Raw genomic sequence first — 14586 nt, 5'->3', positions numbered from 1 at the left:
TCATACCGCAGCCCCCATCAAGATGAGTGCTGTAAAGTCGGCGTACTGATCAGCTCAAACAGCACACCCACTGTTTCAAACGGCAACACTTCATCACTCACATAGTCCACCTTACTCTGGTGAAAGAGCGGACGCATACTCAGCATATAAGCTCGCTTGTCCACATCACCCAGCGTCACGGCCAGTGTCACCTTTTGTTGATCGACAATAACCGTGCGCAGGTAGCGCCGCCCTTCAACCAGATCAACACCCGTTAAGCTGACCATCATATCAAGTGCGGTCATGTCGTAAGCGGCCAACGCCATACCCTGCACCAGGCGGGACATTTCAGCATTAATCTGTAACACCGTGCCAAACAGATCGTAAAGCACTGCGGCGGTTCCCATACCGGCAAATACATCCTCAAAACTACGCAGGCGTTTATCCATCAGCGCCAGCATCTGTGAGAGTGCCCGGCTCACTTGGTCTCCCCCTTCAAGACGCAGATATTTTGATAATATCCGCTGTTCGTCTGCCATCTGCTGTTGCCACTGCTGGCGGTGATAAAGGAGTTCCGCTATCTGTAACGAAAACTCATCAATACGCCGCTCAAAATCGGCAATCAAGCCTACTTTTTGTTGGTTAATTGAGAAGGCCCAAAAACCCAACACCTCGCCAGCAAAAATCAAGGGGGAGAGATATTGCACCTCACCCTCCTGCTCATTAGCCAAAAAGTTGCGTTGCAACAGCAGCACCGAGCGCTGTTCAATTGCGGTGCTGTAGGGGGTACGCAGATAATCACGACGCATTTCATCAATATCATTCACGCTGCAATTCAGTGCCTTGACCTCACGCACGCGATGATCTCCCTGAACGCGCTCAAGAAAGATCACCCGATCAAGATCCAACAACTGATTAACCAGTGTAATAACCCGCGACCAGTGCTCCTCTATGGCATAAAAACTGGTTGCCACACCCGCCACCGCATTGGCTGAAGAGCGGTTGGCTATCATTTTGTAGATTTGTACCGTCTGATTAACCGCCTGTGAGCGCAGCAGCAGCACGTAAATGACTATTTGCAGAAATAGCAGCTCCGCCAAAGGTATCCAGAGCAGAAACACTCCGAGTGCAACCGTCGCAGAAATAAGGTGCAACACCAGCATCAACGCCATAATACGCGTTGCCACCATCACCCCAACCCACTGCAACAACACTAAACTTAACAGCGCGGCACCCCATAATAGCAGCAGCACCAGCCAGATGGGCGCAAGGTGAATCGGGCGCGCATTCAACAGCGTATCCACCGCAAAGCCCTGGTACTCCAGCAACGATAAGCTATCACGACCACTGCCAATAGGTGTGGGCAGGCCAACTTGCTGGTAGGCATCATGCAGGCCAATCAGCACAACCTTGCCAGAGACCAGTTCGGGTATAACGCCACGCTCAACAACCCGCTCTATCGTCACTCGGGGTAACGCATCCCGCCCCGCGAGAAAATTTATCAAATAATCCCCCGGCGGGTTTTGTGACGAATACCGTGTGCTGGCAAATGTTATGGCGGCAAGCTGTTCGAGTGTTGTATAGCGTGTCTGTGAGCTTTTGTGGCTACGGTAGATACCATCACTGTCGTCTGCAATATAGACCACGCCCCAGGTAATCTCCCCGTTATCAACGGATGAGGGCAAAGGCTCAAGGGTAGAAAGCTGATCACTGATCGGGTCACGGGCTAGCTGTCGGGCCAAGATAACCCCACCACTGGAGAACAGCTCAGAGAAATAGTCACCAGAAAGCCCCTTGGGCTGAAAACCAAACACAACCCCTTTGGCACCTGCGGAAAACAGCCTTTCAACGGCCACTTGCCACAGCGCATCATCCGCGTAGAGCTGCTCGGGTGAGGCTGTCACCAAAACAACCGATGAACCCTGCTCATTGGTCAGTGGAGAGAGGCGGTTAAAAAGATCATACAGCCAGCCACCAGATTGTGTAGTGAGGGCGCTCATCGTGGTAAGTAGCGTAATGGCCAAGACCAGCAATGTGCCCCTGATACCTGAATATTTTGATGTTAATGGCTTATTCACACATCAATCCAATAGGAATTTCTGAAGAGCTAGCCATTCCGATACACTCCACCTCATAAAAGCAGCCAGTATAAACCTTCCAGCCATAACAAAAACATCTTTAATATCACCGAATTAAGATATAGCCAGCCGCCATTTTCTACACAATATAGAGCGCCCGTCATGCAAAGCTAAAGAGTGGAGCGGGTGATGGGAATCGAACCCACGTCTCGAGCTTGGGAAGCTGGAGTAATAGCCATTATACGACACCCGCAATGACACCAACTTATCAAAAACCCCCGCCATATACAAAGCCTTAATCCCCAGATAGGCGCACTCTAAGTCGTCATCAAGTAAAACCTTTGGAGCTATCGCAACAAAAAACGTAAAATGGAGCGATCTAAACTTGGATATTTAATATGCAAATCTTTGTTAATGGTGAAAGCCGCACGGTTAAAGAAGGATTTACCGCCGCACAACTGGTAGAGGAGCTGGGCCTTACCGGCCAACGTGTGGCGATGGAGGTTAACCTCGACATTGTCACGCGCAGCCAATACCCGCAACACACGTTTAGTGAGGGTGACAAAATAGAGGTGGTTCATGCCATTGGCGGAGGTTAAACCCACCGTCGATAAATACTTAGTATCCAGTGCGTTTATCGATTGGAAGCACCCTGAAATACTCAAAATGGCGCAAACGTTGTCACAGGGAAGGACCTCCCCTGTGGCGGTTGCAAAAAGCTGCTTTGAGTATGTGCGAGATGAGATAAAGCACAGTAGTGATTATCGACTCAATCCGGTGACTTGCAAGGCATCCGATGTGCTTAAACATCAAACCGGTTACTGCTATGCAAAAAGCCATCTCTTAGCAGCATTACTCAGAGCAAACCGTATGCCTGCGGGGCTTTGCTACCAGCGGCTCACCCTTGAAAACAGCGTACCACCCTACTGTTTGCATGGTCTTAATGCGGTCTACTTGCCTGAGCAGGGGTGGTATCGTATGGATGCTAGGGGTAATAAAAAGGGTGTTATGGCAGAATTTACGCCCCCTATAGAGAGGTTAGCCTTTCCCATTACAGTGGCGGGGGAGGTCGATTTCCAAGGGATATGGCCAGAGCCATTAACTGAAGTGGTTCAGGTTCTCGCATCATCTACCCATTACCAACAAGTGCTGGAAAACTTGCCAGACAGTGAGAACCCCCCAACCCCATAAATACTTTTATTCATAAGAAGGAGTAATATCATGTACATCGCCATGAATCGTTTCAAAATAAAACCAGGCTGTGAACAGGCGTTCATCGACATCTGGAAAAACCGTGAAACCCACTTGGACTCCGTAGTTGGCTTCAAGGAGTTTCACCTGGCCCAAGGCCCCAGCCACGATGATCACACACTGTTTGCCTCTCACACCACTTGGAATTCAAAACAGGACTTCACCCACTGGACCGAGTCGGAGCAGTTTCGCAAGGCCCATGCCGGTGCCGGTGGCAAAAGCAGGGAGATCTACCTCGGGCCGCCACAATTCGAAGGATTTGAAACAGTTATTTAATTTTTTACTACTGACACCACGCTGTCAGTAGCCCTGCGCTATAGTCATGTCACCAATCACCCACAAGGAGATCAACAATGACGACGCAAGCCATGAAACAACACGGAGCATTCAGTTGGAATGAGTTAATGACCAATGACGTAGCGGGAGCGAAAAGCTTCTATAGCGAATTATTGGGATGGAAACTAACCGATATGGAGAGCAGCTGCGGCAGCTACACCATGGCCAAAGCAGATGATACAGAAGTCGCTGGCATCATGGCCACGCCCACAGAAGCTAAAGGAATGCCTCCCTGCTGGGGAGCCTATGTCACCGTGAATGATGTGGATGCCATACCCACACAGGTTGAAAAACTGGGCGGTAAAGTATTGGCACCACCGCAGGATATCCCCGATGTCGGGCGCTTTACCGTCATTCAGGATCCACAAGGTGCCGTGCTGATGCTGATCACCTATTTCGAAAAAAGCTAACCGAGGTGGCGAAGCGTTATTTCACTGCGCAAACATTTGATTTCCTCACCGCGTTGGCGGCCAATAACCAGCGTAACTGGTTTCAGGAGAACAGAGCGCGCTATGAAGAGACGGTTCGCCAGCCTGCTCTGGATTTTATCCGCGACATGAGCACCGACCTGGCCATGATCTCTCCCCATTTCGTTGCCCTACCCAAAAAAGTAGGTGGCTCATTAATGCGGGTGAATCGTGATATTCGGTTTGGTAAAAACAAGCGCCCCTATAAAACCAACATTGGTATTCAGTTTCGCCATGAACGGGGCAAAGATGTTCATGCCCCCGGCTTCTACCTTCACATCGAAAAAGGTGCCTGCTTTGTTGGCGTGGGTATTTGGCAGCCTGATGCCAGAGCACTGAGCAAGGTTCGCGATGCCATTATTGAAAACGGCGATGGCTGGCTGGCAGCACGCGATAACAAAGCTTTCGCAGACCATTTTGCACTCTCGGGCAGTGCGTTGAAAACCTATCCTCGTGGCTACGACAAACACCACCCGCTCATCTCAGACCTCAGGCGAAAAGAGTTTATCGCCATAGCCGACCTCCGCCATAGCAACATCACCTCCACCACACTGCTACCCCGAGTCGCCAATCACTTTTCACAGGCAACACCGCTCATGCACTTTCTGTGTAAAGCGCTGGATCTACGTTTCTAAATGCGCCGCGCTGATCGCCTCTTCCAAATTGTTGGCCTGTTAAAACAGAACCAGTTCACCACCGCCCGTGACTTGTCGGATGCCCTGGAAGTATCAGAACGCACCATCTACCGGTATATTCAGGATCTCTCCCTCTCAGGCATTCCTATCGAGGCAGAAACCGGCAGTGGTTATCGCCTCATGAAAGGCTTCCATCTACCATTAATGAAGAGCAGCTAGCCGCTCTGATGCTCGGCGCTCGCATGGTACAAGCTTGGACAGACAAAGGGCTGGCACAAGCTGCAAATCAGGCACTGAATAAAATTGAAAATAGCCTACCCGAACGACTCAAACCCGAACTCAAACGCCAAGAGTTACTGGTGCCCGACTTCAATACAGACACCAAAACCAAAACACACCTGGCGCTACTCCGCAGCAGCACCAGCCAACAGCAAAAAGTAACCTTCAACTACACCCGAGAAGATGGCCAACACTCATCACGCACCGTCCACCCATTGGGACTATTTTACTGGGGGCGCACCTGGACCCTGGTGGCGTGGTGCGAACTACGTAATCAGTTCCGCCACTTCCGGCTCGACCGAATGAGCGACATAGAACCCTTAAACACAATATTCAGCACCGTAGCCGGTCAAACATTAAGTGACTATCTGGACTCTGTAAGCTGCCAGCATGATGAATAAGCTACAAAGGAGAGGAGTAGATGAAAAAATTGTGACCTGCTCCCTACTTTCTTTCATCTCTTATCGTTTTTCATTGAAAGCTCGATATAATTTATTTCCTCAAGACTCAGGTGCTTGTCACTCATTTTTGTGGCCTCTGCTTTTGGTTTCGTAACCTTGCAGCGTAACCCTGAGTCCTACTCTTCTTACAGGCTACAGGGTTTGTGCTCAATCAACATCAAAGGTCATGCACTTATCATACGAATTCAGGCGGGACATTTCGAATGAATGAAAAATTATTGCAAATGTATGCGTTATCCGTGTGCTTCGTTTCTATGGGGTGCTTGAGCATATTTAGTGGCATATTTTTATACAATGCCGTTGAAGTCTCATTCCCATCAACCATGAATGCCCCAATAATGCATTACCCTCCTACTCAGTTTTATAACCATGGGGTTACGAGTATAAACCCAGCAACACCTCTAGGAGGCTGTCGGACTTAGGGTGAATCTACTGCGGAAAAGCCATTCAGGCCCATTTCTCCGATCATTTTCGTTGAATATGCTCAATATTCGCCTCAAACGATCAAAAAAATGGACTCAAAATGGCTTTCCCTCGCTACGATCACCTAAGCCCGACAGCCTCCTAGCAGGCCAGCCATTGCCACCTCCCCCAGTGCAAAAAACCATCACTAGTGATGATGAAAGAGATAAACTGATTCAAGAGAACAATAAACGGAATTTAGAGATGGCAGAACAACGAATGAGAACCGACTCAATTATGAGTATGGTTAGGTCTCTCATCATTGTTCTTATTGCATCAGTAGTATTCTTTTTTCATTGGCGGATAGCAAAGCGAGCACGCGCATGCCGTCACACATAAGGCCCATTAACCTAGGCAGTTCTCTGCGGCATTTAGGTTTGGAGCACGGGATAGAAACCAGTCATTATGCTTATTAAACAACAGGCCACTGCCATTATTTATCTATTGGCTCTGCTCTTTGCAGGAGGAGCGTTAGTTTACGCCAGTGACTCAACGACCGTTAGAGACGCTGAAAGTGTACTTATCATTGGGAGCACCGAACACCCTGACCCAATCTTAGAAAGGGTTCAAGACCTAGAAGAGAAGGGAGTTCTTAGGGACGTAATGGTTCTGGAGTCATTTCCTGTTCAAATATGGGTAACTGGGCCGAAAAATGTTATTGAAAAGCTCCAAAAAATGCCCAAAAGACCATCCTCAAGCTTTAAATGAAAAACACACATAAATTGGGCAACCGGGAGTCTTCTTCGATCCTTAATTCGGCCGGGCATGGAGGCGCAAGCTACATAAACCCCTGAGCCGGTGTAGCCGATAAGTATTCTCAGGCCGTGGTTGCAAGAAGGCAGCCACGGTGTTGTCTTTATTGGACGCCGAGGCACAGGGCTTCGATGTTAGCTCTGTAAACAGGTAGCGCAGGGCATTCCACTTAGCGGGGCGGAGCCTTCTGGGCCAAGCTTTCCTCAGCATCAGCAGTAGCCGATAGCTCCTTACTTCTCAAAGGGCAGGGTGATTTTAATCACTTCATCGCCGCGCTTGAGCTCTATTTCCGCAGTATCGCCGATACTCTTTTCCAGCAGCAGGTATTTGATGTCATACAGATCCTTCATCACCACGCCATCTAGGTGGGTGATGATGTCAGCCACTTGAAGCGCTGCCCGTTCGGCATTGCTCTCCGGTACTATTTGGTTGATTTGCAACCCGCCATCAACCATGCCAAACATAATGCCCAGCTTTACACCTTGTTGCGGCAGTGTTTCGTACACCACGTGTTTAACAAATTCGTATGCTGTCATCGGAAAGCGCGGCAGGGTAATGTCCATAATCTGGTGCTGTTTCTCTTCGGGAATCACTATTTCCCGTGTACCCACAAAGGTGTATGAGCTCGGCATTAGATTAAACACCCGGCGTGGAATGCCGTAGCCATAGCGAACGTGGTGGCCACCCGCCACCACCATCATCCGTTTGCCTGCCCCTTCGGGGCTTTTAAGGTAGTCGACAATATTCTCTGCCATGGTTTGGTCCCACAGCATCTGTACACGCTTAAAGCCTTCAGCATGTTTTCCACCTGGGCCATGGCCGCTAAAGACTGCATCCACCATCGCTTGTTGATACTCATCAACGAAGCTCATATCCGGCAGGCGCTGGCGCTGCTGTTCGTCCAATTGATCGAGGGGGTTGCTGCCGACTGCTCGCACCAGGTCTTTTTCTATATTAAGCGCCCGTACCGGGATCTTGTTATCTCGGGCAAAGGTCAACAGCTCCCGATAATAGGCAAAGTCGGCACGCCAAATTTTGAACCATTGCGATTGACGCAAGAAAGAGGGCTCATCCAATTCACCGGCAATCCATTTATCAATGACGGCTTGCTGGCCAGGCACAAAGACCTCCATCCCCAGCACCACTTCACCCGGGTGGCGAGCGAACATCGCCTTGAGTACCTCAAGCTGAAAGCGGTGTGCTGCCGGGCTGTCATGGGTCTCTCCAACATACACCATACGGTGATCGACGATGCTATCCAGCATCTGCTGCTGACTCACATAGAGGCCTGTTGGCATGTGTAAGATATCGCCCACTTCAGGCTCTTTTTCGGGTGGGTAAGGAAGCTCTGGGTCACCAATCAGTGGCCGTGGCTCTTTTTCATCGATGTTGTTTTCATTCACGCCACTACTGGCACAACCATTAAGGAACAGTGCGGTGATAATGAGCAGGCTGATAGTGAGTTGGCTTTGCATTGGCTAATTCCACTGTAATTAAGGGGACGTTCATTCAGTCGAGACTGGTTCAGACTGCTAGGAGGCTGTCGGACTTAGGTGATCGTAGCGAGGGAAAGCCATTTTGAGTCCATTTTTTTGATCGTTTGAGGCGAATATTGAGCATATTCAACGAAAATGATCGGAGAAATGGGCCTGAATGGCTTTTCCGCAGTAGATTCACCCTAAGTCCGACAGCCTCCTAGATAGACCTCTGAAACCTTAAAAAGATCCGGCGGTTTTTGGACTTTCACCTGTTTCAAGCCGATCCATTCACAGCCTTTTTAAAAAGTTTGAAGAAGTTGTGGGTGGTTGCCTCGCCCAGCGCCTCAAGCGACATTTCGCGCTGATCCGCCACAAATTGTGCGACATGTGGGAGATAGGCGGGTTCATTTGGTTTACCGCGAAACGGGGCGGGTGCGAGATAGGGGGAGTCGGTCTCTATCAGGATCGACTCCAGGGGTGCTTTGCGTGCCACCTCTTGTAGTTTTTTGGCACTTTTGAAGGTGACTATTCCTGAAAATGAGATATAAAAACCCATATCCAGCACTCGCTGGGCTATTTCCCAATCTTCCACAAAACAGTGCATTACGCCACCGGCATCACTGGCGCACTCTTGCTGCATCATCTGCAAGGTCGCTTCCGTCGCTTCACGCATATGAATTATCAGCGGCTTGCTGCTCTCTTTGGCGGCGGTGATGTGGTTGCAAAAGCGCTCACGCTGCCACGCTTGATCTCCTTGGGTTCGAAAAAAATCTAGGCCAGTTTCACCAATAGCCACCACTTTGGGGTGTTGTGCCTCGGCAACCAACTGTGCAGCGGTAGGGTTTTCACCCTCCATTTCGTTTGGGTGCACACCCACTGAGATTGAGATGTCGTCATGCCGCTCAGCCATGTAACGAATGGCCGGATAGCTCTCCATGTTAATCGAGACATTTAAAAAATGAGCAACCCCTTTTTCACGCGCTGCGGCGAGTGCGCCATCCAGCCCATCGGGGTATTTACTTAAGTCGAGACGATCAAGGTGGCAGTGTGAATCAATCAATAACGGTTTCATAATAGGGGTGCTTTTAGGTGAGGCCTGCTGCCAACCCGGGTGGTGACAGCCATAACAGGTTTTTGGGTTAAATAGAGACTTTTGCACAAGAGGGTGCAAAGGCCTCAAATAGTATAGGTGACTCGTTCTGAATCTTGTGTGCCCGCGAGGTAGGTCTCAATTTTATTACGCACCGCACCTCCATCCTGGTCACTGAATTGTATGCCGATTCCGGCCAGCCGGTTACCTTGGGCTCCCTTTGGAGTAATCCAGACAACACGTCCGGCAACCGGAATTTTCTCTTTTTCATCCATCAGGGTCATCAACATGAAGACCTCTTCACTCAGTTGATAATTTTTATTGGTCGGCACAAACACACCGCCATTTTTGATGAAGGACATGTAAGCCGAATAGAGCGCCCCTTTGTCGCGAATGGTCAGGGTTAGGATACCACCTTGCTTCATGGGTGCAGCGGGCTGATTTGACACCGTGTTAACTCCTGCGTTTTGCAAACAGCCTGACCCAGCCAATCAACATCTGCTCTAACAGCAGGGGTTGGTTGACTTGGGTTTGTAGTAGGCGATTTGCCTCGATTAATTTATCAAAGTATCTATACACTCTTTGCACGTCAACTTGCTGTGCCAGTGGGCGCAATGAGTCGAGTAGATCCGGGCTATTAATATGCGTGGGGTGTGAGCAGAAATGGAGTCGGATCATATCCATGCTCCAGCCACTTAACCACTGTAGTATATCGGCAACGGCGATCTTTTTTTCTTGCTCCGCAACCTGAACCGGTGTCATCTCACCACGCGCCAGTGCATGCAGCGTCTTTAATAGGTCGGCACGTTGCTCGATAACTCCACTCTCAGCCAGCTGTTGTGCCCGTAAAGGTGCGCCGCCCGCCAGAGCCAGCAATTGTAATGCGATATTCTGATCAACTTTGACTTGCTCTTCCAACCACGTCGCCGCCTGGGCTGCTGGCGGCGGCGCAAACAGTATTTTTTGGCAGCGGCTGCGTATAGTTGGCAGCAAGCGATCGATATGTGAACAGAGCAGGATCAGGATAGTATCCGGCGTTGGCTCTTCCAGGGTTTTTAGCAAGCTATTCGCCGATGCGATGTTGAGCTGCTCTGCCGGGGTGATCAAAACAACCTTATAGCCATCGTATTGGCTGGAAATAGAGAGTTTAGAGGAGAGCTTTCGCACCTTGTCGATAGCGATGTTTTTACCCTCTTCCTCCGGCGAGAGCTGGGTAAAATCGGGGTGATTGCCCACCTCGAGCAATTTACAACCTCGGCACACACCACACGCCGCGCCAGACTCCGTTCGATGTTCACACAACAGGCTATTCACCAGCGCCGAGGAGAAGTGGAGTTTGCCCATCCCCTGTGCACCGTAGAGCAAAAGCGCGTGTGGCAACGTGCCTTGAGCCAGTCGCTGCTGAAGTCGCTGCCACTGTGCAGTCTGCCACGAGTAGGGGTGCTGTATCACTTAGTTGTTTCCAAGTATTCGGCAAGTTGCTGGTCTATCTGCTGCTGCACGGCATCCAGAGCAAGCCCTGCGTTGATGATACGATAACGCTGGGGCTGCCGCTCTGCTCGCGCCAAATAGGTGGTGCGTACTTTTTCAAAAAATGCATGTTGCTCTTGTTCAAAGCGATCCGGCGTACTGCGCTCCCCTGCCCGTTGCATTCCTTGCGCCACTGGCAGATCCAGTATAATGGTCAGATCCGGCCTTAAATCGCCCTGTACAAACTGCTCCAGCTGAGCGATACGTGCCATCGAAACACCCCGTCCGCCCCCTTGATAGGCGTAGGTAGCATCAGTAAATCGATCACATAACACCCATTTACCAGCTGCCAGCGCCGGGGCAATCACATCACTCAGGTGTTGGGCGCGTGCGGCGAACATTAACAGCAATTCAGTATCGCTTGTCATACCCTTTTGAGTCGCATCCAGCAATAGACTGCGAATCGCTTCACCCAATGGCGTGCCACCCGGTTCCCGAGTCATTACTACCTCTTTTCCAGCCGCCTCCAGCAGCGTTTTGATAAACGCAAGGTTGGTACTCTTACCCGCTCCTTCGCCACCCTCTACTGTAATGAATTGACCGATCATAAGATCCTCTTATGGGTTGGATGAAAAGGGCCGATTTTTGCCCTTCAACTGATATTTTACAACGGCTCTGTTATGTTCAGCCAAGGTGACTGAGAAGGCGTGCGAACCATCTCCCCGCGCCACAAAGTAGAATGTTTCACCCGGCAAGGGGTGCAGTGCCGCTTTAATTGCCGCCGCGCTGGGCAGTGCAATCGGGGTGGGTGGCAGGCCGTGACGCGTGTATGTGTTATAGGGTGTATCACGCCGCAGATCACGGCGACGTATATTTCCTTGGTACAGATCACCCATTCCATAAATAACGGTCGGGTCTGTTTGCAGACGCATTTTTTTCTGTAGGCGGCGTACAAAGACACCGGCAATTTCTGCTCGCTCACGGGCTAATCCCGTCTCCTTTTCTATGATGGAAGCGAGTATCAGCGCTTGATAGGGGGTTTTAATCGGCAACCCTTCTGCTCGCGTCTCCCATAGCTGAGCCAGCGTCTCATCCATCATCTGGTGAGCACGCTTTAGAAATGCCAGGTCGGTTGTGCCACGCGGAAAGTGGTAGGTATCGGGCAAAAATCGCCCTTCAGGGTGCTCACCCGGGAAGCCTATTCTTGACATCACTTGCGCATCACTCAGGCCATCTAGCGTATGTTGCAGCGCTTCATGTTGCGCCAGAAAACCCCGCAACTGCTTGAAACTCCACCCTTCAATGATGGTCATCGGGTGTTGTACTACCTTACCCGTCACCATATCAGATAACAGCTGGCGCGGTGTCATGTTGCCATCAATAGCGTATTCACCACTTTGGATACGTTGCGCCAACCCTTCTGATCGTGCAAACCACTCAAAGAGGCGGGGTTGCTCTATTATGTTTTCCACTGCCAACGCTTTGGCGATACTTTTAACACTGCTGCCCGGCTTTACGGTGTAGTAAAAAATCTCATCACCTTCAAAGAGTGGCGTATCCTTATAGATGTCGAATTTAACCCATACCCCGCCAACAGCGAGTACCAGCACCAGCAACCCAAAACCGATCAGTTTACGCACCGTAGTCATGATTTTTTAAGAGACTCCTTAACCACTCGCTGCAACTGCTGCGTCACTGGGCCAACCGAATAGTCGCCGCACTCAATCACCCGTCGAATGGGCCAAATACTGATCACGCTGTTACAGATAAACAGCTCATCTGCGGTTGCAAGCTGCTGTTCATTAATCGGCTGTTGTGAGCAGCCAATACCCAGACTATCCGCCAGCAAGATAATCAGCTCACGCATAATACCGGCAACACCGCACTGCTGTAGAGGATCGGTAATCAACTGACCCGATCTGACTACGAATAGATTGCTCATGGTTCCTTCAATATAGTGCCCCAAGGTATCACGCATCAACCCTTCCACAATAGTGTTGTCATGCCACTCGGCTCGCGCCAGCACGCTCTCCAGACGATTCAGATGCTTCATACCCGCCAACAGCGGTTGAGCAGCCAAACGCAGATCACAAACCCGAACCACAACCCCTTTTTCGCTATTATCCGCTGGAAAATCTGGCCAGGGGAAGCACTGGGTAACCCAGCTCGAGGTGCTGGCAACAGGATGATAGCCACGCCCACCCTCACCTCGCGTCACAATAATTTTAGCCACGGCCTGCCTCTTGCCTGCACACAGCTCACGCAGCTCCGTAAGCAGCTGCTGATCATCCGGAGTGGTGATCTTCAAGCGCTGACAGCTCCGGTCAAGGCGCGCAAAATGGCGGGGCCACTGTAACGGCTCGCCGTTAACAATAGCGAGTGTTTCAAACAGGCCATCACCGTATAAAAAGCCCCGATCAAGTGCGGAAATACGATCGGTTGCCTCACCATTCACCCGCATCATCATGCCGAATTTTCCAGAGCCAACAGCAGCCCTCGCGCTTTGCTACGGCTCTCCTGTAACTCAGATACTGGCTCAGAATCATGCACAATACCACCCCCCGCTCGCAGGGTGATTTTGTCACCATCAAAGTGTAAGGTGCGTATCAAAATATTCAGCTCCATGCTGCCATCGCGATTAATATAACCCAATGAGCCGGTGTAGGGCCCTCGGGCTGTCTGCTCCAACTCGGCAATGATCTCCATACAGCGTATTTTTGGGCAGCCGGTGATGGTTCCACCCGGAAATACTGCCCGAATCACTTCACCGGGCGTCACGCCTTCGCGCAGTCTACCGCGTATATTGGAGACAATATGATGCACATGGGCGTAGCTCTCCAAGATCATCAGTTCATCCACCTCAACGCTACCCGGCTCGGCAATACGCCCCAGATCATTGCGCTCGAGGTCGATTAACATGATATGTTCGGCTCGCTCTTTGGGGTGGCTGATCAGCTCCTCTCTCTTCGCCTCATCGGAGCGTGCACCTTCGCCTCGGGGGCGCGTGCCGGCAATTGGCCGCACCTCCACCACCCCCTTTTTAACCTTTACCAGGCGTTCGGGAGAGGAGCTGATAATCGATTGATTTTCATAATGGACCAATGCGGCAAAGGGTGCCGGATTAGTTCGACGCAACCGCTGATATAACGCCATCGGCACCGCATGTTGATTTTCAGGCAGTTGAGCACGCCAGGCGCGGGAGAGGTTGACCTGAAAAACATCACCTTCGATGATGTACTGCTTGATCCGTGCAATACCCGCTGTGTAATTATGTGGTTCATCTTCACTGATATCGTTGATTTGCAGTGTTAGCTCCGGCAAGGACGGCGCTAACTGTAGCAAGTCATGTTCCATTACATCCAGCAGTTCGCAATACTTTTTTTCCGCTACCAGCAGTAGCTGCTGCTTTTGATGATCAAACACTATCGCAGCAGGGCAGCGCGTGGCAAAGGCAACCGGCAGCGCCCCCTCAAAGTCAGGCAACTTGAGCGTAGGTTCAATCTGTTGCGCAAGCTCGTACCCCAAATAGACAAACCACCCACCATAAAAAGGGAGCGCTGCTGTTACTGACTCATCAGCACACTGTTGCGCTGAAAATATCTCATCAAAATCTGCTAAAAAGTCAGCGTGCTGCGTCATTGTGGAGAGCTGCAACGTATCACCGGGAAAGGAGAAGAGAATATCGAAACGGGCAATCGCGGTGCCGTGGGCGACGCTCTGTAGAAGATAGGGGTAGCGCTTGCGGTTCTGATATGAGAAAGCAGCCAAATCTGGCTGCATATCAAAGGTGCGGATAACCGCGTTATCCAGCGTAATTTCAGGTCTGGCCATAACTGTACACGTTAGC

At 50.6% G+C, this 14586-nt stretch carries 17 protein-coding genes and 1 tRNA gene; 8 read left to right on the top strand and 10 right to left on the bottom strand.

Annotation, left to right across the window (positions count from 1 at the left end; translation table 11 throughout):
• Window positions 1-17 precede the first annotated feature (17 nt).
• Together L3J94_03730 and L3J94_03725 are read right to left on the bottom strand one after the other, a co-directional pair.
• Complete coding sequence (locus tag L3J94_03730) at window positions 18-2057, bottom strand: CHASE2 domain-containing protein (GenBank protein ID MCF6217864.1); 2040 nt, start codon at window positions 2055-2057, stop codon at window positions 18-20.
• Window positions 2058-2235: 178 nt separating this feature from the next.
• A tRNA-Gly gene (locus L3J94_03725) sits at window positions 2236-2310 on the bottom strand.
• Window positions 2311-2455: 145 nt separating this feature from the next.
• On the opposite strand from L3J94_03725, the gene thiS reads away from it, so the two are divergent.
• The 8 genes from thiS to L3J94_03685 all read left to right on the top strand — a co-directional run bounded on the left by thiS (window position 2456) and on the right by L3J94_03685 (window position 6656).
• Window positions 2456-2656 carry a sulfur carrier protein ThiS gene (gene thiS / locus L3J94_03720; GenBank protein ID MCF6217863.1) on the top strand — a complete coding sequence of 67 codons (201 nt, stop codon included), beginning with the start codon at window positions 2456-2458 and terminating at the stop codon, window positions 2654-2656.
• A complete protein-coding gene (locus L3J94_03715) occupies window positions 2637-3248 on the top strand; it encodes a transglutaminase family protein (protein ID MCF6217862.1) in 612 nt (203 codons plus the stop codon). The genes thiS and L3J94_03715 overlap by 20 nt, the downstream gene beginning before the upstream one ends.
• 30 nt (window positions 3249-3278) lie before the next feature.
• Window positions 3279-3584 (top strand): antibiotic biosynthesis monooxygenase, encoded by a 306-nt coding sequence (locus L3J94_03710; GenBank protein ID MCF6217861.1) that lies wholly within the window; start codon window positions 3279-3281, stop codon window positions 3582-3584.
• Between the two features lie 77 nt (window positions 3585-3661).
• Complete coding sequence (locus L3J94_03705; GenBank protein ID MCF6217860.1) at window positions 3662-4054, top strand: VOC family protein; 393 nt, start codon at window positions 3662-3664, stop codon at window positions 4052-4054.
• A gap of 5 nt (window positions 4055-4059) precedes the next feature.
• Window positions 4060-4746, top strand: coding sequence for a DUF2461 domain-containing protein (locus L3J94_03700; GenBank protein ID MCF6217859.1), 687 nt, complete (start codon window positions 4060-4062; stop codon window positions 4744-4746).
• Window positions 4747-4965, top strand: coding sequence for an HTH domain-containing protein (locus L3J94_03695; GenBank protein ID MCF6217858.1), 219 nt, complete (start codon window positions 4747-4749; stop codon window positions 4963-4965). It abuts the gene before it with no gap.
• A gap of 8 nt (window positions 4966-4973) precedes the next feature.
• Window positions 4974-5426 (top strand): WYL domain-containing protein, encoded by a 453-nt coding sequence (locus L3J94_03690; GenBank protein ID MCF6217857.1) that lies wholly within the window; start codon window positions 4974-4976, stop codon window positions 5424-5426.
• Window positions 5427-6353: 927 nt separating this feature from the next.
• Entirely contained in the window at window positions 6354-6656 is a 303-nt protein-coding gene (locus L3J94_03685; protein ID MCF6217856.1) for a hypothetical protein, read from the top strand.
• Window positions 6657-6931: 275 nt separating this feature from the next.
• Here L3J94_03685 and L3J94_03680 read toward each other — a convergent pair whose 3' ends face one another.
• From L3J94_03680 to L3J94_03645, 8 genes are all read right to left on the bottom strand, one after another.
• Window positions 6932-8176 carry a ChaN family lipoprotein gene (locus L3J94_03680; protein MCF6217855.1) on the bottom strand — a complete coding sequence of 415 codons (1245 nt, stop codon included), beginning with the start codon at window positions 8174-8176 and terminating at the stop codon, window positions 6932-6934.
• A gap of 277 nt (window positions 8177-8453) precedes the next feature.
• The gene (locus L3J94_03675; GenBank protein ID MCF6217854.1) at window positions 8454-9251 is read right to left on the bottom strand and encodes a TatD family hydrolase; all 798 of its coding nucleotides are present in this window, start codon (window positions 9249-9251) and stop codon (window positions 8454-8456) included.
• 104 nt (window positions 9252-9355) lie between these two features.
• Window positions 9356-9694, bottom strand: a complete 339-nt coding sequence (locus L3J94_03670; GenBank protein MCF6217853.1) for a PilZ domain-containing protein — start codon at window positions 9692-9694, stop codon at window positions 9356-9358.
• 28 nt (window positions 9695-9722) lie between these two features.
• Window positions 9723-10721 (bottom strand): DNA polymerase III subunit delta', encoded by a 999-nt coding sequence (locus L3J94_03665; protein MCF6217852.1) that lies wholly within the window; start codon window positions 10719-10721, stop codon window positions 9723-9725.
• Complete coding sequence (tmk, locus tag L3J94_03660; protein ID MCF6217851.1) at window positions 10718-11347, bottom strand: dTMP kinase; 630 nt, start codon at window positions 11345-11347, stop codon at window positions 10718-10720. The genes L3J94_03665 and tmk overlap by 4 nt, the downstream gene beginning before the upstream one ends.
• Before the next feature lie 9 nt (window positions 11348-11356).
• A complete protein-coding gene (mltG, locus tag L3J94_03655; protein ID MCF6217850.1) occupies window positions 11357-12388 on the bottom strand; it encodes an endolytic transglycosylase MltG in 1032 nt (343 codons plus the stop codon).
• Window positions 12385-13206 carry an aminodeoxychorismate lyase gene (gene pabC, locus L3J94_03650; protein ID MCF6217849.1) on the bottom strand — a complete coding sequence of 274 codons (822 nt, stop codon included), beginning with the start codon at window positions 13204-13206 and terminating at the stop codon, window positions 12385-12387. Before pabC ends, mltG begins: the two co-directional genes overlap by 4 nt.
• A complete protein-coding gene (locus L3J94_03645; GenBank protein ID MCF6217848.1) occupies window positions 13203-14570 on the bottom strand; it encodes an aminodeoxychorismate synthase component I in 1368 nt (455 codons plus the stop codon). The genes pabC and L3J94_03645 overlap by 4 nt, the downstream gene beginning before the upstream one ends.
• Between the last annotated feature and the right edge of the window lie 16 nt (window positions 14571-14586).

The organism is Gammaproteobacteria bacterium, from assembly GCA_021647245.1.
Lineage (GTDB): Bacteria > Pseudomonadota > Gammaproteobacteria > RBG-16-57-12 > RBG-16-57-12 > JAFLJP01.
This window is presented reverse-complemented; position numbering and strand designations above follow the sequence as displayed.

What these genes read in the sequence shown, in the direction of transcription:
- thiS (MCF6217863.1), top strand. Translation starts at nt 2,456, where the DNA reads ATGCAAATCTTTGTTAATGGTGAAAGCCGCACGGTTAAAGAAGGATTT.
- tmk (MCF6217851.1), bottom strand. Translation starts at nt 11,347, where the DNA reads ATGATCGGTCAATTCATTACAGTAGAGGGTGGCGAAGGAGCGGGTAAG.
- L3J94_03675 (MCF6217854.1), bottom strand. Translation starts at nt 9,251, where the DNA reads ATGAAACCGTTATTGATTGATTCACACTGCCACCTTGATCGTCTCGAC.
- L3J94_03645 (MCF6217848.1), bottom strand. Translation starts at nt 14,570, where the DNA reads ATGGCCAGACCTGAAATTACGCTGGATAACGCGGTTATCCGCACCTTT.
- L3J94_03710 (MCF6217861.1), top strand. Translation starts at nt 3,279, where the DNA reads ATGTACATCGCCATGAATCGTTTCAAAATAAAACCAGGCTGTGAACAG.
- pabC (MCF6217849.1), bottom strand. Translation starts at nt 13,206, where the DNA reads ATGATGATGCGGGTGAATGGTGAGGCAACCGATCGTATTTCCGCACTT.
- L3J94_03705 (MCF6217860.1), top strand. Translation starts at nt 3,662, where the DNA reads ATGACGACGCAAGCCATGAAACAACACGGAGCATTCAGTTGGAATGAG.
- L3J94_03670 (MCF6217853.1), bottom strand. Translation starts at nt 9,694, where the DNA reads ATGAAGCAAGGTGGTATCCTAACCCTGACCATTCGCGACAAAGGGGCG.
- L3J94_03715 (MCF6217862.1), top strand. Translation starts at nt 2,637, where the DNA reads ATGCCATTGGCGGAGGTTAAACCCACCGTCGATAAATACTTAGTATCC.
- L3J94_03690 (MCF6217857.1), top strand. Translation starts at nt 4,974, where the DNA reads ATGCTCGGCGCTCGCATGGTACAAGCTTGGACAGACAAAGGGCTGGCA.
- L3J94_03680 (MCF6217855.1), bottom strand. Translation starts at nt 8,176, where the DNA reads ATGCAAAGCCAACTCACTATCAGCCTGCTCATTATCACCGCACTGTTC.
- L3J94_03685 (MCF6217856.1), top strand. Translation starts at nt 6,354, where the DNA reads ATGCTTATTAAACAACAGGCCACTGCCATTATTTATCTATTGGCTCTG.
- L3J94_03695 (MCF6217858.1), top strand. Translation starts at nt 4,747, where the DNA reads ATGCGCCGCGCTGATCGCCTCTTCCAAATTGTTGGCCTGTTAAAACAG.
- mltG (MCF6217850.1), bottom strand. Translation starts at nt 12,388, where the DNA reads ATGACTACGGTGCGTAAACTGATCGGTTTTGGGTTGCTGGTGCTGGTA.